The 16,862-nt window shown below is 54.9% G+C and carries 16 protein-coding genes and 2 pseudogenes; 8 read left to right on the forward strand and 10 right to left on the reverse strand.

Annotated elements, in window-relative coordinates:
• The 4 genes and pseudogenes from B5G28_RS12315 to B5G28_RS12330 all read left to right on the forward strand — a co-directional run.
• Positions 1-404 (forward strand): annotated as a pseudogene (locus tag B5G28_RS12315) (group II intron reverse transcriptase/maturase); the annotation flags it as partial.
• Positions 405-615: 211 nt separating this feature from the next.
• Positions 616-3,030, forward strand: coding sequence for a recombinase family protein (locus tag B5G28_RS12320; RefSeq protein ID WP_343215552.1), 2,415 nt, complete (start codon positions 616-618; stop codon positions 3,028-3,030).
• Complete coding sequence (locus tag B5G28_RS12325; RefSeq protein WP_087249234.1) at positions 3,027-3,407, forward strand: TnpV protein; 381 nt, start codon at positions 3,027-3,029, stop codon at positions 3,405-3,407. Before B5G28_RS12320 ends, B5G28_RS12325 begins: the two co-directional genes overlap by 4 nt.
• 13 nt (positions 3,408-3,420) lie before the next feature.
• A complete protein-coding gene (locus tag B5G28_RS12330) occupies positions 3,421-3,705 on the forward strand; it encodes a DUF6809 family protein (RefSeq protein WP_087249236.1) in 285 nt (94 codons plus the stop codon).
• Between the two features lie 111 nt (positions 3,706-3,816).
• Here the strand turns inward: B5G28_RS12330 and B5G28_RS12335 are convergent, their stop codons facing one another.
• The 8 genes from B5G28_RS12335 to B5G28_RS12370 form a co-directional block, all read right to left on the reverse strand.
• Positions 3,817-4,476 carry a YesL family protein gene (locus tag B5G28_RS12335; RefSeq protein ID WP_087249238.1) on the reverse strand — a complete coding sequence of 220 codons (660 nt, stop codon included), beginning with the start codon at positions 4,474-4,476 and terminating at the stop codon, positions 3,817-3,819.
• 15 nt (positions 4,477-4,491) lie between these two features.
• Positions 4,492-6,150 carry an alpha-glucosidase gene (locus B5G28_RS12340; protein ID WP_087249240.1) on the reverse strand — a complete coding sequence of 553 codons (1,659 nt, stop codon included), beginning with the start codon at positions 6,148-6,150 and terminating at the stop codon, positions 4,492-4,494.
• 15 nt (positions 6,151-6,165) lie between these two features.
• Positions 6,166-8,124, reverse strand: coding sequence for a TIM-barrel domain-containing protein (locus B5G28_RS12345; protein ID WP_087249242.1), 1,959 nt, complete (start codon positions 8,122-8,124; stop codon positions 6,166-6,168).
• Positions 8,125-8,208: 84 nt separating this feature from the next.
• Positions 8,209-9,084 (reverse strand): carbohydrate ABC transporter permease, encoded by an 876-nt coding sequence (locus B5G28_RS12350; RefSeq protein ID WP_087249244.1) that lies wholly within the window; start codon positions 9,082-9,084, stop codon positions 8,209-8,211.
• A 16-nt stretch (positions 9,085-9,100) separates the two neighbouring features.
• Positions 9,101-10,003 (reverse strand): ABC transporter permease subunit, encoded by a 903-nt coding sequence (locus B5G28_RS12355; protein ID WP_087249246.1) that lies wholly within the window; start codon positions 10,001-10,003, stop codon positions 9,101-9,103.
• Between the two features lie 18 nt (positions 10,004-10,021).
• Positions 10,022-11,059, reverse strand: coding sequence for a hypothetical protein (locus B5G28_RS12360; RefSeq protein WP_087249248.1), 1,038 nt, complete (start codon positions 11,057-11,059; stop codon positions 10,022-10,024).
• 69 nt (positions 11,060-11,128) lie between these two features.
• Positions 11,129-11,671, reverse strand: a complete 543-nt coding sequence (locus B5G28_RS12365; RefSeq protein ID WP_087249250.1) for an extracellular solute-binding protein — start codon at positions 11,669-11,671, stop codon at positions 11,129-11,131.
• 244 nt (positions 11,672-11,915) lie between these two features.
• Positions 11,916-12,980, reverse strand: a complete 1,065-nt coding sequence (locus B5G28_RS12370; RefSeq protein ID WP_087249252.1) for a LacI family DNA-binding transcriptional regulator — start codon at positions 12,978-12,980, stop codon at positions 11,916-11,918.
• 313 nt (positions 12,981-13,293) lie between these two features.
• Here B5G28_RS12370 and B5G28_RS12375 point away from each other — a divergent pair, with 313 nt between their 5' ends.
• From B5G28_RS12375 to B5G28_RS12385, 3 genes are all read left to right on the forward strand, one after another.
• The gene (locus B5G28_RS12375; protein WP_087249254.1) at positions 13,294-13,599 is read left to right on the forward strand and encodes a DUF3847 domain-containing protein; all 306 of its coding nucleotides are present in this window, start codon (positions 13,294-13,296) and stop codon (positions 13,597-13,599) included.
• Between the two features lie 260 nt (positions 13,600-13,859).
• The gene (gene mobQ / locus B5G28_RS12380; RefSeq protein ID WP_343215553.1) at positions 13,860-15,440 is read left to right on the forward strand and encodes a MobQ family relaxase; all 1,581 of its coding nucleotides are present in this window, start codon (positions 13,860-13,862) and stop codon (positions 15,438-15,440) included.
• A 63-nt stretch (positions 15,441-15,503) separates the two neighbouring features.
• Positions 15,504-15,683, forward strand: coding sequence for a transposon-encoded TnpW family protein (locus tag B5G28_RS12385; RefSeq protein WP_087249256.1), 180 nt, complete (start codon positions 15,504-15,506; stop codon positions 15,681-15,683).
• Positions 15,684-15,741: 58 nt separating this feature from the next.
• On the opposite strand, the gene B5G28_RS12390 is transcribed toward B5G28_RS12385, so the two are convergent.
• Entirely contained in the window at positions 15,742-16,014 is a 273-nt protein-coding gene (locus B5G28_RS12390; protein ID WP_087249258.1) for a helix-turn-helix transcriptional regulator, read from the reverse strand.
• A 63-nt stretch (positions 16,015-16,077) separates the two neighbouring features.
• Complete coding sequence (locus B5G28_RS12395; protein WP_087249260.1) at positions 16,078-16,503, reverse strand: type II toxin-antitoxin system RelE/ParE family toxin; 426 nt, start codon at positions 16,501-16,503, stop codon at positions 16,078-16,080.
• Positions 16,504-16,716: 213 nt separating this feature from the next.
• Here B5G28_RS12395 and B5G28_RS15255 point away from each other — a divergent pair.
• Positions 16,717-16,862, forward strand: a pseudogene (locus tag B5G28_RS15255) (type IV secretory system conjugative DNA transfer family protein); the annotation flags it as partial.

A 16,862-nucleotide genomic window follows, 5' to 3' on the forward strand; every position in this document is an offset into this window, starting at 1 on the left:
CACTGGCAGGAAAACACAGGACAAACGTCAGTGTTGTGAAAAAGCGCTGCATGGCAGATGGTGTGTTGAGAGTTCCCTATGAAACAACCAAGGGGCTGAAATACTGTGAATTCTACCATGGAGGATTTGAAAAGCACAGCGACGGCTATGACAATGTAGCTGATGTGATGCCAACCTACAGAAAGTATGATGGTCGGCACACGATTATAAACAGGATTAAAGCCGGAGTGTGTGAACTCTGCGGGGAAAATGCAGAATATCTCTGGATGCACCACGTCAGAACGCTGAAAACACTGAAAGGCAGAGATGTTTTTGAAAAGAAAATGCTGGCAATGCGAAGAAAATCGCTTGCTCTCTGCCCGGTTTGCTTCGAACGCTTACACGAAACCGAATCGTTGAGGTGATTCATGGAAAGCCGGATACGCCGAGAGGTGTACGTCCGGTTTGGGAGGCGGCTCCCTGAAACCTACCGGTGAAAGCCGGCAAGGCGCAGGGTGCCTACCTCATACCTTCTCCAAATGCACAGTTCCTACGTTTTGACCGATCCGAAGGGCTATACTTGGGTGGGATAGAGAAAAGGAACGTCACACAGCAAAAAATGCATTATGAAAGGAGGTGAAAACCCTGGCCAGAAGCGAAGATATCAAGATTACTGCTCTATATGAAAGACTATCCCGGGATGACGAGCAGGTGGGCGAATCCAACAGCATCCAGAACCAAAAGATGTACCTGGAGGAGTACGCCCGGCAGCATGGACTGCGGAACATCCGGCACTTTTGGGACGATGGCTACACCGGCACCAACTTCAACCGCCCCGGCTTCAACGCTCTTTTGAGCGAGATTGAAGCGGGCCATGTATCTACCCTGATTGTCAAAGACCTGAGCCGGTTCGGGCGGAATTATCTGCAAGTGGGCTACTACACAGAGGTTGTGTTCCCCAAGAAGGGCGTCCGCTTCATCGCCATCAACAACAGCGTAGACAGCGCAAAGCCATCGGACAATGACTTCACCCCATTCCTGAACATCATGAACGAGTGGTATGCCAAGGACACCAGCAACAAGATCAAGGCGGTGTTCAAGGCCCGGATGAAGAAAGGAATGCGGTGCAGCGGCTCCATCCCTTACGGCTACAAGCGGACCAAAGAGGACAAACAGCAGCTCCTGGTGGATGAACCGGCGGCCGAGGTTGTCCGAAAGATTTACCGCCTGGCCTGCCAGGGAATGAGCATAACCGCCATTGCCGAACAGCTCTCAGCGGAGAAGGTTTTGATTCCATCTGCCTATGCTGCCAAATACTTCCCTGAAAATTGCAGACACAACAAAATGGCAGACCCTTACCGTTGGACGGCCACTACCGTGGGCTACATCCTGGACCGGCAGGAATACCTGGGGCATACGGTACTAGGCAAGTCCATCTGTGAGAACTTCAAGACCAAGCAGCGCCGGGCTGCCACTGCCGACGAGCTGATGATCTTTCCAAACACCCATGAGCCTATTGTAGACCAGGATACCTGGGATATTGCCCACAAGCTGCGGCTGCGGAAGCGGCCCAAAGCAGCAAACGGGACCTACACCCACCGCCTGTCTGGCTTGATCTACTGCGCAGACTGCGGGGCAAGAATGGGATTCTGCGGTTCAGAGGGAAAGCAGAATGGAAAGCACTACGACTCGTCCTCCGCCTTCCAGTGTGGGAACTATCGAAGCACCACCAACCAATGCGCTTCTCACTTCGTTCGAGCTTCGGTTCTGGAAACGGTGATCCTGAAAGCAATTCAGGCTGTCAGCCGGTATGCCCTGGAAAACGAGGCGGAGTTTGTAGCCGATCTCAAGAGCATCTGGGACGAGAGCAAGACCAAGAGCGAGGATACCGGCCAGCACGAGCTGGAAGAAGCCAGAAAACGAGTAGCTGAACTTGACGCCATGATTCAGAATCTGTATGAGAGTTCCATGAAAGGTGTACTGCCGGAGCGGCAGGCCCGGCGTATGATCCAGCAGTACGATGAAGAACAAATCTTACTGGAACGCCGGATGGAGGAACTGGAAAACCAGATCCGGCAGGAGTCGGTGAAGAAGGCAGACACTGAGCGGTTTCTGGCCCTGGTCAAAAAGTACCGAGACTGTCACGAGCTGACGGACGCCATGCTCTATTCCTTTATTGACCGGGTCGAGGTACATGAAGCCACCGGGGGCCGCACCATCTACCGCAAACAGAACATTGATATTTACTTCAACTTCATCGGCAGCTACTACCCGCCCTCCGAAACCGTCTCGGAAGAAGAACGAATTGCGGCCATCGATGCAGAACAACTTCGCAAGAAGCAGGAAAAAGGCAAACGGGCCAGCGAACGCCAGCAGCAGAAGCTGAAAGCCCTGCGGGAGGCAGCGAAAGCCGGGGACCCTGAAGCAGTGGCCAAGTACGAGGAACATCTCCGCAAACAGCGGGAGCGCAACCACAGATACCGGCGGCAGGTACAAGAGGCCAGAGCAGCCGACCCGGAGTATCTTCGGCAGCTGGATGAAAAGGAACGACTCAAACAGGAAAGGCTTCTGGAAAAAGAACGCAAGCGGTCGGAGCGGTCTGCCCAGTGGGCCAAGCTGACACGGGCAGAGCTGAAAGAAAAGGCCAAGACCGACCCGGAAGCCGCTGCAAAGTGGGCCGCTCTCAAGGCCAAAGAGGCCGAAGCCCGGCAGCGCAAAAAGGAGCGTGAAGAAGCCCGGATGGCAGCTGACCCAGCGTATGCCGCCATGATGGCAGAGCGTAAAGCCGAATATGAACGCACCCGGGCAGCCAAACGCAAGGCCGAACACGACGCTCTTGTGGAGCGGACCAAGACGGACCCCGAAGCCGCCCGGCAGCTGGCAGAGCAGCGAAAGTACCAGAGTGAGGCGGCTGTGAAAAGCTACCAGAAGATGAAAGCAGCCGCAGAGGCTGGGGACCCGGAGGCCATCAAACGATACGAAGCCCGCCTTGCCAAGCGCAGGGAGGACTACCACAAAAAGAAAGAAAAACAGGAGGCGATTTCAGCATGAAGCTCGAACTGAAAGTCCATGACAACAGGAACGGTCTGGATTATGTCCTGACGGACCATTATTATCTCCCGGCGCTGAGGCTGCCGGAAGATAACCGCCCCATCGGCCGCTGGGGCCGGTTACATAAAGAATACCTGAAAACTTACAGGCCGGTCCTATATCAAGCGCTGCTTCTGTCCGGCAGGCTGCATACCATCCTGGCTGACCTGGATGAGCAGGCCGCCGAACGGTGTCGTCTGATTGTCCAGCAGATTGCCCAGGCCGAGAGAATCACGGAGGAACTGAAAGCAGCCGATCCAGTACGCTGGGTGCAGGCCATGAACTCCATCCGCAGCCGGGCTGAGGAAATCATCCAGGCTGAGATGATCTATGTGTGAGGAGGGCAGGAGGATGATTCTGGAAGCGATTTATAATGGGGAATTTTATCCCAGTGAGAAAGTGGTGCCTACTTCACTGGCATACATAGAGGCCCTTAAAACCTGTGAGAAGCTAATGGAGCAGCTTTCCAGGCGGCTGAGTAAAGAGGACTACGCCCTGGTGGAAGAACTTCAAACCCAGTCCTCCATCGCCCAGGGCGAGGAGAGCGAGTACCACTTCAAGTACGGCTTCTCAGCGGGACTGCTGGTGCAGCAGGAAGCGGTGGAGCAAATGAAGAAAATGGGCACCACAGGGTGAGCTGCCCGGTATACAACTTTTGGCCCCATCAATAATTGGCAGGGGGCCTGACAGATCATCTGTCAGGCCCCCTGCCTTTGGTAGAAAAGAATAGTCAAATTGGAGGAAAGGTCAATCCTGATGGGAACAGTCTTTGTTCTCCTTGTCTATGCCATCGTCTATATCGGGAAGATATTGATAGAACACCTTTTTCTCAAGGACCCACCGGGCAAACAGCGCATATCCGGCAGGTGCCAGAAGGATCAGCGGCGGGCAGAATGCTGTCAGTAGGCCGAACGCAGCCAGCACCACCAAAAGCAGCAGACTTTTGTCAAAATGGAGCAATGCCATGGCACCGGACTGCAACACCGTCTTTTTGACCGGGTCGTCGAATCTTGCCACATAGGCTGCGTTGTAGATCATCCAGGCCAGCCCACAGGTACTCAGCACCGTAAAAATGATCCAGAGATTACCCGTCGCTTCCTGTTGCCCCTTGAGGTAATGGGTCATAAAGCAGTCAGCCAGCAGGATGCTCTCCGGCACTGCCAGAGCAAGAAAGCTCAAAGTTGCCTGTCGGAAGCTCCGGCGGTAGGCCCGGAAAAATTCCTCGCTGACCGTTCCCCGGTCCTCAATTAGGGACTTGTTCACTGCATAATAGAGGGCTGTGCTGGAAATGCCCAAGGTAAACAGCGGCAGGCTTCCTATTAGCCACAGCAGGCTGAGAATCACCATATCCGCAACCCGGGTTAAAAAACGGAACAGAGGGGCATCCAGGTCGAAAAAGTCATTCATAGGGTATCACCTGGTTTACTTCTGGAGCACAAAGGCCTCGAAGGGGCGCATGGTCACGGCGCCGTCGGGGGCGCTGCCGGGGTAATTGTCGATCAGGCACCGGGCCCCGGCAAAGTCGGCGGGAATGGCAAAGGCCGCTTCCTGATCCGAGAAATTGCAGGCAATCAGGTAGTCCTCGCCGGTCTCGGCCAGGGTGCGCCGGTAGGCGAAAATCTGGGGATCCGCCTCCGCTAGCAGCTGGAAGGAGCCGTACACCAGCCCCAGATGGGCTTTGCGCAGGGCGATCATCTTCTTGTAGTAGTTGAGCACCGAGTCCGGGTCTTTGGCCTCGGCGGCGGCGTTGATGGCGGTGTAGTTGGGGTTCACCTGGATCCAGGGGGTACCGGCGGTGAAGCCGGCGTTGGGAGAGTCGTCCCACTGCACCGGGGTGCGGGCGTTGTCCCGGCTGCGCAGGGCCAGGCACGCCATCATTTCGTCTGCAGAAATCAAGCCTGCGCCGGTCAGCTCCTTGAAGGCGTTGAGACTTTCGATATCCCGGTACTGGCTGAGATCTTTGAAATAGGCGTTGGTCATCCCCAGTTCATCGCCCTCATAGATGTAGGGAGTACCCTGCAGGCTCAGCAGGCAGGTGGCCAGCATCTTGGCGGAGAGGGGCGAGTCATCGCCCCAGCGGGATGCAGCCCGGGGCTGATCGTGATTGCCCCAGAACAGGCTGTTCCAGGCTTTGCCGTCCAGGCCAGTCTGCCAGTGACTGAGAATTTTCTTGAGCTGCATAAAGTCGTAGCGCTTGGTGGTCCACTTGCCCAGGGGCCCGTCCCCAATGCCGACGTGCTCAAACTGGAAGACCATGTTCAGCTCCTTGCCGTCCAGCCCCGCATACTGGGGGGCGTTTTCCACCGTGGCGCCGGGGGTCTCGCCCACCGTCATGATGTCGTATTTCGAGAGAACCCGCCGGTTCATCTCCTGCAAAAATTCATGGATGCGGGGCCCATTGACATAGTAGGGACCGCCATTGCCATACAGTCCGTGTTTCTCGCCATCCGGAAAGCGCTGGTCCTTGGAAATCTGACTGATGACGTCCATCCGGAACCCGTCGATGCCCTTGTCAAACCACCAGGTCATCATGTTGAACACTTCGTCCCGGACTTTGGGGTTCTCCCAGTTCAGATCGGGCTGCTTGGGGGAGAACAGGTGCAGGTAATACATATCGGTCTGGGGGTCGTATTTCCAGGCCGAGCCGCCGAAGCAAGCGCCCCAGTTGTTGGGCTCGTGGCCGTCTTTGCCCGGCTTCCAGATATAGTAGTCTCGGTAGGGGTTATCCACCGACTTGCGGCTCTCGATGAACCAGGGGTGCTCGTCCGAGGTGTGGTTGACCACCAGGTCCATCACGATCCGGATGCCCCGCTGATGGGCCTCGGCCAGCAGGGCGTCAAAGTCCTCCATGGTGCCGAACCGGGGGTTGATGGCCCGGTAGTTGGAGATGTCGTAGCCGTTGTCATCCATGGGGGAATCCATGATGGGGCACAGCCACAGCACATTGACCCCCAGGTCCTTCAGATAGTCCAGCCGGGAGCGGATGCCGTTGAGATCCCCGATGCCGTCCCCGTCCGAGTCCTGGAAGCTGCTGGGGTAGATTTGGTATACGATGCTTTCTTTCCACCATTTGCGGTCCATGGCAAAACCCTCCTTTTATTCTGCGGGGATGGTGACCCCGTCGTCGTCGTAGCGGTCATAGCTGGCCCCGGGCCAGCCGATCATCTGAATGGTGGCGGGGTCGATTTCGGCCACCATCTGGGCGGCGTCCGCCACCGGGATGCAGGCGCCCTTGCGGATGAAGAGGGGCACCTCGTTGAGGGCCACCTTCACAAAGTGGGTGCCGGCGGGCAGCACTTCCTGTGTGATACTGCCCTTGGGGCCGAACTTGACAAACAGCATCTCCTCGGGCAGATAGACCATCCGTCCGGTGGCGTTCTGGGTGTAGACCGGGGCGATCATCACCTGGTCGCCCAGCATCAGCTGGTCCTCGGTCTGGACGGCGATTTCGTCCCCGGGGTAGACAAAGGCCAGGGGCCTGAACATCATATCGCCGTTCAGGGCCGCCTTCATGTATTCGCTGTAGAGGTAGGGGATCAGCCGGTAGCGGGTCTCGATGACGCTGCGGAAATCCTCGGGGCCTTCAAACTGGTAGAACTCCTGCCGGCGGGTGTCGCTGCCCGAGTGGTTCCGCATCAGCGGGGTAAACACCCCCAGCGCCAGCCACCGCAGCAGCAGATCCCGGCTGGTGTCGGCGTTGAAGCCGCCCAGGTCGGCCCCCACATACAGGAAACCGCACGTATTGAGGGAGGGCAGCATCTTGAGGTTCAGCAGCAGGTGGCTCCACCAGGAGTGGTTGTCGCCGGTCCAGACGCCGCCGTACCGGTGCATCCCGATGCAGGAGGACCGGGAGAACAGCAGGAACCGCTTGCCCGGGGCAATGCGGGCCAGCCCCTCCGAGGCGGCCCGGGTCATGTTGTAGCCGTAGAGGTTGTGGACCTGGTCGTGGCGGACCATTTTGCCGTCCACCTTGTGATAAAAGCGGGCGTAGTCTTCCGGCGCATTGGACAGATTGAGCCAGCCGATGGCCTGGCCAAACTGATCGATGGTGCCGTCCTCATGGGGAACCGGCGGCTGCTCCAGCCGCTCGGCCAGCCCCTCCCGGGAGTAGAAGATGGCGGGCTCGTTCATGTCGTTCCAGAAGCCCTCGATGCCGCAGTCGGTCAGAGCCTTGTACTGGCTGCCGAACCAGGCCCGGGCCTCGGGGTTCAGCACGTCGGGGAAGTGGCTCCACCCCGGCCAGACGGTTCCCTCAAAATCGGTTCCGTCGGCCCGCTTGCAGAAGTAGCCCTTTTCCTTGCCCTCGTCGCAGACCGAATAGCCTGCTTCCTCCTTGACGCCGGCGTCGATGATGGGCACCAGCCGGACGCCCTGCTCTTTCATCTTGGATACAAAGCCGGAAAAATCGGGGAAATCCTCCGGGTTCACCGTGAAGTCCTTGAAGTGGTCCATGTAGTCGATGTCCATGTACACCATGTCCAGGGGGATGCGGGCCTGGCGGTGTTTGGCCACCACCTCTTCAAAGTCGGCCCGGGTCTTGTAGCCGTAGCGGCTCTGGCCAAAGCCGAAGGCGAACTTGGGGGGGATGTAGCTGCGGCCGATGATGGCCCGGAACTGCTTGACCACATCGCAGGCGCTGTCGCCGGTGATGACGTAAAGGGCCAGGTCGGCCCGCTCACAGGTGACTTCCAGCCAATCCCTGCGGGTGAAGCCGATGTCAAACCGAATCCGGGCGGGATAGTCGAAGAACAGCCCCAGATTCTGCTGGCCCGAGATCACGATGAAGTTGTGGGCGGCGTACATTCGCTGCTTGTTTTCGGTGTGGAGGCCGTCGTCCACATTGTCGCTGACGTAGACAAAGCCCCGCTTGTTGATGCCGCGGTTGGCTTCGCCCAGGCCGTAGACCCGGTCGCCCTCCGCCAGGGGGCAGGCAAAGCAGAAGCCGGTCTCGCTGGTTTTGACCGTTCCCACAGGGGGTTCGCCCTGGCTTGCAGGGATTGGTGCGACCACCGATTCGGTGTCAAAGGGGACACCATAGAGATACTTTTGAATCATACCGTTCTCCCAAATAAAAGTGACTGAGTGGTTGTTTTGTCAGACAGAGCGCCCCGTCTCCGGAGCGCTCTGAAAGAATATAAATTAGCCCTTAACCGAGCCCACCACAATGCCGGAAACGAAGTACCGCTGCAGCAGGGGATAGATCAGCAGCAGCGGGATAACTGCAACAACGATCTTGGCTGCATTGAGGTTGGTGTTGCCCAGGGCGGCAGAATCCACCACGGCAGACAGATTGCCCTGCTTGATCAGATCTTCCACGTTGATCTGCAGGCTCTGGATATAGGTCATCAGGGGGTAATAGGTGGCTTTGGACATGTAGATCAGGCCGCTGTAGAAGTCGTTCCAGCTGCCCACAATGCTGAACAGGGATACGGTGGCCAGAACCGGCTTGGAAATGGGGATGAAGATCTTGGTCAGAACCTGGAGCGGGTTGGCGCCGTCAATGAAGGCGGCTTCCTCAAGCTCTTTGGGAACGGCAGCAAAGAAGTTCATCACCAGGATGACATTGAAGATGGGCACGGCTCCCGGCAAAACCAGGGCCCAGACGGTATTGAGCAGGCCGTAGGATTTGACAACCAGGAAGGTGGGGATCATGCCGCCGTTGAAAAGCATGGCAAAAATCATCAGGTTTGCATAGATGTTGCGGCCCCGGAACTGTGCGTTGGTTTTGGAGAGGGGATAAGCCATCAGCACGATCAGCACAAAGTTGATGATCAGGGCCAGCACAACCCGCTCCACCGAGATCAGGAAGGAGTGCCAGAACTGGGAGTCCTCCAGGATCTTCTCATAGGCTGCGGTGCTGAATCCCACCGGGATCAGCCCTACCATGTTGCCTTCCACTGCTGCAGAGGAGGAGAAGGAGATGGCAATAATGTTCAGCAGCGGCAGCAGACAGATCAGGCCCAGCAGGATAATAATGATGTAGATGATAGCAGTGCGGAGTTTATCAGCTTTCATTGCCGGACGGACCTCCTTAGAAAATTTTGCTGTCGGTGTACTTCTGAGCCAGCTTGTTGGCGCCGATCATCAGAACAAAGGCGATCACGGACTTCAAAAGGCCCACGGCGGTGCCGAAGCTGTACTGCAGGCCCTGCAGGCCGACGCGGTACACATAGGTGTCCAGAATATCACCGGTGGCATAGACCGATGCGCTGTACAGGTTATAGACCTGGTCGAAACCGGCGTTCAGGATGTTGCCCAGATTCATGACGGCCATCAGGACGATGGTGGTGCGGATGCCGGGCAGGGTGACATGCCAGACCTTTTTCCACCAGGTGGCGCCATCGATGGAAGCAGCCTCGTAAAGGGTCGAGTCGATGGAAGTGATGGCTGCCAGATAGACGATGGAGCCATAGCCGAACTCTTTCCAGGTGTCGGTCAGGATCAGCAGGGGCTGGAACAGGGAGTTGCTGCCCAGCCAGTTCAGCGAGGTGCCCAGCATTGCGTTGATGGAGCCGTCCAGGCTGAACAGATTCTTGATGACCAGAGCCAGCACAACCCAGGACAGGAAGTGGGGCAGGTAAACCACCGTCTGAACCGACTTTTTCAGGGTCCGGTTCTTGACCTCATTGAGCAGAATCGCAAAGGCGATGGACATGATGGTGGTAAAGACGATTTTGCCCAGGGCGATGATCAGGGTGTTGCGGAACAGCTCAAAGCTGTCCGGCATTTCGAACAGGTATTTGAAATGTTTGAGGCCCACAAAGTCAGAACCGAAAAAACCTTTGGCGGGTTTGTAGTCCTGAAAGGCCATGATGACGCCGAACATCGGAACAAAGTTGAACAGAATCAGGAAGATGAAACCAGGGAGCATCATGCCGTGGTAATATAGTTGATAGGCCTGGTTTGTATGGATCTTTTTGACCTGATTTTTCATCCGGTTCCACCCCCTTTATTACTGTGCAAAGTATTCCTGGACTTCCTGGGCGATTGCGTCGCCGCCCAGACGCTTCCACTCGCTGGCAAAGGTATCGAAATAATCGATGGGTTGTGCGCCGGTCACGATTGCCACATAGGCCTCCAGCTCGGTCTTGTCCAGGGTTGCCTTTTTCTGCTCGCTGGTGGGGGTGGTGGGGGGATACTTGGGGGTGATCCATTCGGCGTTGCCGTTCTTTTCCAGCGCATCGATGGATGCGCCCAGGCCGATGATGCGGGACTCATAGAAGTGCCAGCCGCCCAGGGTTTCCTCGGTGACGTTCTGGGGATCCTTCAGGTAGTCCAGAATGGCCTGGGAAGAGCCTCTGTTCTCGGCAATGGTGGTTTCCTCAGGGGTCATCTCGCCGTTGATGACGGCCATGTGCTCGGTATAGTAAATGGAGGGGTTGTTGGAGGGCAGGACTTCCATGTAATAGGGACGGCCCTCGTTGTGTCCGCCGGCGTTGATGTAGGCGATGACCTCCGGCGCGGTTTCCGCGGTGGCGTGGGCCAGATCGTCATAGAGGATGTTCAGCATTTCCAGTGCCACCTGGGGATACTTGCAGTCCTTGCTGACCACCAGGAACCGGTCGGCGGCGTTTTCGTGATAGGTGTGCACGATGCCGCTGTCATCGGCCACCGTATAGGCGATGTACTCGGCCTCCGGCACCAGGGCCTTGACGCTGCTCAGACGCCAGTCGGGGATGTGCCATGCGCCAAAGACGATGCCCAGCTCGTTGTTGATCATCATGGCGTTGATGTCATCGGTGGTGCGGGTGCCGAACTGGGGATCCAGAATGCCCTCTTCGTACCACTCGTTCATCTTGGCCCAGGCGGCTTTGACTTCAGGCTCCAGGGTGGACCAGCTCATGGTGCCGTCGGGGTTTTCGATCCATCGGTCGATGTAGCCGCCCATGGCGTTGGCGATGCACATGGCATCGCCGATATCATTGCCGGAAAAAGCCATGCCCACGGTGCTGTTGCCGCCTGCATTGGCGTCCACAAAGGCCCTGGCCACAGCGGCGATGTCATCCAGCGTGATGCACAGGTCGCCGTCGGGGTCGGGGTTGAGGCCCAGCTTGTCCAGTCAGTCCTTGCGCATCCAGCACAGGACAGGGACGCTGTTGTCGGGGTTGGTGCCGGGAATGCCCATCAGCCGGCCGTCAAAGGTTGCCATGCCCAGGCAGCGGCCGTCGTAGGAATCATAGAGGCTCTTGATGTAATCAGAGGCATATTCCTCATACAGATCGGTCAGGTCATAGGTCAGGCCGTTGTCTACCATCTGGACGAAGGTGTCATAGCTGTTGACGGTCAGGATGTCGGGCAGTTCGCCCGAGGCGATGCAGGTGGCCAGCTGGTTGGTGTAAGCGTCGCCGGATGCTTCAAAGCTGTCCACCAGATCCACGTTGAGCTTGGATTCAATGTAACGGGTGTAGGCGTTGTCTTCAAAAGTCTGCCCTTCAGGGAACAGGGCAGCGGCGGAAGGTTCTGCAAAACGGCCCAGGGTGATGGTCAGGGTGTCCACATAGGCTCCGTTTTCGTCCTTGGCCACAGAAACAGCGGCAGATTCATTGCCGCCTCCGCAGGCGGTCAGTGCGGTGAGTGCGCAGGCAGCGGTGGCAGCCTTCAAAACGATCTGCGCGAAATCTTTCTCATGATAAAATCCTCCACGACGTTCAGTCAGATTTTCCGGAATTCGTTTTTTGTCTGCTCCATCCAGGATACAAAAAACAAATCCTCTTCCAGTTTGTATATGTCTCGTTCTGACAGGCTGCGCAGCGTGTCTTTTTGACGAGCTCATTATACGAAACCGAAGAGGATTTGAAAAGGGTTTTGCGCAACGTTTCCTACGAAACTGATAAATACCACAAGAATTATTTGTGGGTTTTGTGCAGATCTTTTGACTGGGGCGCGGCGTTGGGGGTTGATTCGCGCACCGAGTTGCGGCGGATCAGTTCAACAGGCTGAACGTAATTTTTACACTCCACCGGTTCCTGCCGAATCAGACGCACCAGCAGTTCCACGGCGGCCTCTGCTTTGGCCGGGACGTTCTGACGCACTGTCGTCAGAGGGGGACGCAGGAGTTCTGCATAGATGCAGTCGTCAAACCCGGTGACCGAGACCTGCTCCGGCACCTGTATGCCGTGGTCCTGCAGATAATTCATCACTTCTGCCGCATCATAGTCAGAGGCCAGGGCTACAGCCCCGGCCTGGACAAAGCGATCCAAATAGTGGCCGTACATGACACGGCGCAGAGAAATATCCTCGGGAAGAAGAATATGGCGTTCTTCTCCGCAGTCAATCCCGGCAGAGTGCATCTGATGCTGAAATCCTTTCCAGCGGTAATGGTCTCCGCCGACATCACACTCGGCGGCAAAGATGGCCTGGGTGTACCCGTTGTCTAGCAGATACTTTGCAACCATGGCGCCGCCGCCGAAATCATCGATCCCCACATTGACGTAGTGATACTCTGCCTCGGGATAGGTGTCAATCAAGACCATATATTTGTTGAGCTGCCTGCGCAGCTCCTTGTATTTCTTTTCGTCCAGTCCCAGGACGACAAGACCATCCACATTCCATCGGGAGGCAATCTCTGCCACCTGGTCCGTATTTTTGTCCTGGCCATCGATCAGCATGACGTAATATCCGTTTCGATGGGCTGTCTCTTCTACACCAGACAGAAGTTCTGCCACAAATGTATCGCGCAGAGCAGGAATTCCGTGGACACAGCTGTAGCCCAGCACCAGTCCAATGATGCAGGACCCTTTGCGGGTCAGCTCACGGGAAGATGTATCCGGGACATATCCCTCCTGGTTCAGAATTTCCGAAATTTTCCGGATCATCTCCTTGGAAACTTTTTTGGTGTTGCCGTGCAGCACATTGGACACTGTTGTCCGGCTTACACCAACTTGATCTGCAATATCCTGCAAACGCTTCATGGCTGTTCACACACTCCCTGTTTGATCAGTTGAAACGCAAATGGTTTTCAACGTAATCATAGCATATTCATACAGTAATTGCAATCCGAATGATCCTTTAATCTTCAATGAATTCTGAACTCAAATAAAGACTTTTTTGATATTAATACCCCAGTAGTGCTTAATCATCTGTTTGCAGGATGATGAAAGCAAGAAAAATGCCTGCCTTTTCATAAGCCCGGCAGAATGAATGCAGCATAATGAAAATCGTTTTGATAGAAAATTGTGTGGAACATTCTGCCAATTTCATCATTTATAAATGAGATGGAGACTTATGAGTGAAAAGCTGGACCACATGAAAGACCAAAAGGAAAAGGCCGAACAGAAGCTCCGCTACTACCAGCACCAGGAGAAAATGTTGGAGCACCGGATACCGGAACTAACCCGCAAGGCTCGCACGCATCGTCTCTGTACCCGAGGCGGGATGCTGGAAAGTTTTCTGATTTGTCCAGGGGAGCTGACCGACGACCAGGTGATGGAGTTGCTGAAACTTTCATTTCGTCAGCAGGAGGTCGTACTGGCCCTGGCAAAAATGATTCACGATTTGCAGGAAGCTCGAGGAGATCCAACCCTATTGTAATAGGGCGCAATTATACACCGTTCCGGTGCAATTGCGGTCTTGCAGACGGCTGGATGAAACCGGGCTGGCGTTCCGTTCGCCATCCCGATTTCATCCCAAGGAAAACTGCATTTTCCTTGCGCTGCTCCGCAGCTATCCTTTTGCAGCTCTCGCCCAGGGCAGAAGCGCCCCCGCTCCATCCCTGGACAGAGAGCACAACCGAATAGGATTCCAGACCGTTCGTCAAGAGCAATCCTGACGGGCGGTCTTTTTGTTTGGAGGTGATACCTATTCCGTGTCCGCATTTCCAAATCACGATCACCCAGCGCAGCAAGGGGCAGTCTGTCGTGGCAGGCGCAGCCTACCAGAGCGGGGAGAAGTTGTTTTCGGAGTATGACCAGAAAACCAAAAATTACTCCGGCAAGCGCGGCATCTTGTATACCGAAATTATACTGCCCGCTCACGTGCCGCCGGAGTATGCCAGCCGAGAAACCCTCTGGAACTCGGTGGAGGCTGCCGAGAAACAATGGAACGCCCAGCTGGCCAGGCGCTTTGTGCTGACCCTACCCAAAGAAGTTCCGCCGGAACAGTACCCGCAGATGATCCGGGACTACTGCGAAAAGCAGTTTGTTTCCAAGGGGATGATCGCTGACTTTGCTATCCATGATCCGGCCCCGCCCGGACACAATGTTCATTGCCATGTGATGCTGACCCTTCGTGCCATGGACGAAAAAGGAAAGTGGCTCCCCAAGAGCCGAAAGGTGTACGACTTGGATGAAAACGGCGAACGCATCTGTTTGTCTTCCGGCAACTGGAAAAGCCACAAGGAAGATACCGTGGATTGGAACGACCAGAAGTATGCGGAGATTTGGCGGCAAGGCTGGGCTGATACCGTCAACCATTACCTGGAAGCAGCAGACCGACCGGAGCGGCTTGACCTGCGCTCCTATGAGCGGCAGGGTCTGGACTTGATCCCTACCGTCCACATGGGGCCTGCGGTGGTGCAGATGGAGCGGCGCGGCATCCAGACCAATATCGGAAATCTCAACCGGGATATTAAAGCAGCCAACCAGATGTTGTCCGCCATTCGTAAAACCATTCGGAGTTTGCTGGATTGGATTGAAGAACTGGTCCAGGCAGAGAAAGAACTGCTGAAAGAGGAAGCCACTTCCACCGACCTTGCTTTGCTTCTTAATGATTACCTTGATAAGAGGAAAGCGGAACGGAGCGAGTGGTCCTGGTCCGGCCAGCAGAAGGGTGATATTAAGGATTTGAAGGATGTATCCAGGGCGATTGTTTATCTCCAGCACCACAAGATCTCGACCCTAGAGCAGCTGAACGCTGTCCTGTCTGGCGTGAAGCAAAAAGCCAGCCAGGCCCGTACCGGAATGAGAAAAGCCGAAAAGCGGATGAAGGACATCGCCGGGATTCAGAACGCGGTTGCGATTTGTCAGGAACAGAAACCCGTCCATGACAAGTACCTGAAGATCGGCTGGAAGAAGCGGCAGGCAGCCTTTGCTGAGAATCACCAGGAGGAACTGAAAGCCTACAACAAAGCCTATCGCTACTTGAAAGCGCAGCACGTTGATCTGAACGTGAATCTGGATGCCCTGGAAGCTGAATACAGCAAGCTGCAAGCCGATCACGCAGCCTTTGCCCGTCAGCTGGAACAGGTGCAGGCAGAGTTGAAGCCGCTGAATGAGGTCCGCTACTGGGTCGGTCAGGTTCTGGAGCCGGAACAGGTAGAGAGTCTGGACAATGCCGAAGGTAAGCAGTCGGTGGTGGAACAACTTCGTCAGACCCGCAAGCACACCCAGAAACAGGACAAGGCATCCCAGAAAGAACAAAAGATGGAACTGTAAGGCATCCGGCTTTGGAAAGAAGCCGGGTTCTTTTTATTTGGCATTTGAAGGAGGAATGCAGACATGGAACAGGCAACACAGACTTTGACTACACCGCAGCCAACCCCCGCAGGCTCTTTCAGCGTGAAGACCGAAAATACTACCTATGTGGTAGGTGTTCACTTCAGCCGGACTGCAAAAGACACTTTGGAGGACAAAATGAAGCGGTTGATGCTGGATGATGTTAAAACAGCTAATTTTTGAAAAAAGCAAGTGGGCAAAAGAAAAGGCCGCACCGGTTGCCCGATGCGGCCCTATACCATCACTCAAAGGTGATGTGCAGCGTCTTGCCCATACAGGACGCCATTTTTTGCAGAAAATCCAACGAGGGGTTGGAGTTCCCGTTTTCAAAGCGCGAGATGTTTGCCTGCTTGGTGCCCATTTTTTCAGCCAACTGTTTCTGGGTCAGTCCAGCAGCTTTCCGACTGGCAATCGCCGCGCGAATCACTTCGTACTGCGGTGCCAGGCGGTCATACTCTTCCTTTACTTCCGGGTTTTCTGCAAATACCTCCTTTTTGTAGTCGCTGTACCTCATGTTTTTTCTCCTTTTGTGTTCGTTCTGCTATTAATCAAATTTTGAATGAGATACCGCCCTTATTTATGAATTTCGATGCTTAAAATCTTCCATGCGTTTTTGTGCAGTTCCAATTTCCCGCGGTGGTGTCTTCTGCGTCTTTTTTACAAAGCCGTGCAGAAGAACTATAGTATCGGCTTGCCAAGTGAAATAGAAGATACGGGAGATGTCAGAGGAAAAACGAATTCGTAGTTCCCAAATGTCACCCTTGATGTGCTTGACATAGGGTTCTTTTAGAGCGTTGCCGAACTCTGCCAGCAAGTCTATTTCGTGGAAAGCCTTGGCTTGGTGCTTGGGCGGCAGACTATTTAAAAAGTCTGCTACCGGTTCATCGCCATCCGCAGTGGAATAGAGTTCTACTTCCCTTATTAGACTCCACCTCCCTGCAAAGCCTGTTGGCTTGCTTTGCACTATTATTATATCGGATATGATATAAAAAGTCAATATCATATTTGATATGTGCGTGATCCTATGAGCTTCCGGAGCTTAATCATTGCGACCCCGAAATTAAAAATCTTAACTCGTTTGGAAAAGCTTATCCCCCATCGAAATGGCTTCTTAAATGCCAAAATGAAGCGTTTGATGCTGGATGATGTTAAAACCGCCAATTTTTGAGGCAAAAATTCGGAAGATATTCCCTCTGAATATCTTGACAACGTCCTCCCCAAGGGAACTACCGTCCTCGAGGTCGGCAATGCGTTTGTGAAGAAAGGCTACCGCATCAAGATTTTCAACACCATCAATTTTAAGAAGTCGATGCACTATAATTCCTTCCACTATATCCACAGCGAAAAGGACATCTTGAAGCT

This window comes from Faecalibacterium sp. An77 (genome assembly GCF_002161315.1).
GTDB lineage: Bacteria > Bacillota > Clostridia > Oscillospirales > Ruminococcaceae > Faecalibacterium.

What these genes read in the sequence shown, in the direction of transcription:
- B5G28_RS12375 (WP_087249254.1), top strand. Translation starts at nt 13,294, where the DNA reads ATGAGTGAAAAGCTGGACCACATGAAAGACCAAAAGGAAAAGGCCGAA.
- B5G28_RS12325 (WP_087249234.1), top strand. Translation starts at nt 3,027, where the DNA reads ATGAAGCTCGAACTGAAAGTCCATGACAACAGGAACGGTCTGGATTAT.
- B5G28_RS12395 (WP_087249260.1), bottom strand. Translation starts at nt 16,503, where the DNA reads ATGATATTGACTTTTTATATCATATCCGATATAATAATAGTGCAAAGC.
- B5G28_RS12330 (WP_087249236.1), top strand. Translation starts at nt 3,421, where the DNA reads ATGATTCTGGAAGCGATTTATAATGGGGAATTTTATCCCAGTGAGAAA.
- B5G28_RS12370 (WP_087249252.1), bottom strand. Translation starts at nt 12,980, where the DNA reads ATGAAGCGTTTGCAGGATATTGCAGATCAAGTTGGTGTAAGCCGGACA.
- B5G28_RS12355 (WP_087249246.1), bottom strand. Translation starts at nt 10,003, where the DNA reads ATGAAAAATCAGGTCAAAAAGATCCATACAAACCAGGCCTATCAACTA.
- B5G28_RS12350 (WP_087249244.1), bottom strand. Translation starts at nt 9,084, where the DNA reads ATGAAAGCTGATAAACTCCGCACTGCTATCATCTACATCATTATTATC.
- B5G28_RS12390 (WP_087249258.1), bottom strand. Translation starts at nt 16,014, where the DNA reads ATGAGGTACAGCGACTACAAAAAGGAGGTATTTGCAGAAAACCCGGAA.
- B5G28_RS12340 (WP_087249240.1), bottom strand. Translation starts at nt 6,150, where the DNA reads ATGGACCGCAAATGGTGGAAAGAAAGCATCGTATACCAAATCTACCCC.
- B5G28_RS12345 (WP_087249242.1), bottom strand. Translation starts at nt 8,124, where the DNA reads ATGATTCAAAAGTATCTCTATGGTGTCCCCTTTGACACCGAATCGGTG.
- B5G28_RS12385 (WP_087249256.1), top strand. Translation starts at nt 15,504, where the DNA reads ATGGAACAGGCAACACAGACTTTGACTACACCGCAGCCAACCCCCGCA.
- B5G28_RS12335 (WP_087249238.1), bottom strand. Translation starts at nt 4,476, where the DNA reads ATGAATGACTTTTTCGACCTGGATGCCCCTCTGTTCCGTTTTTTAACC.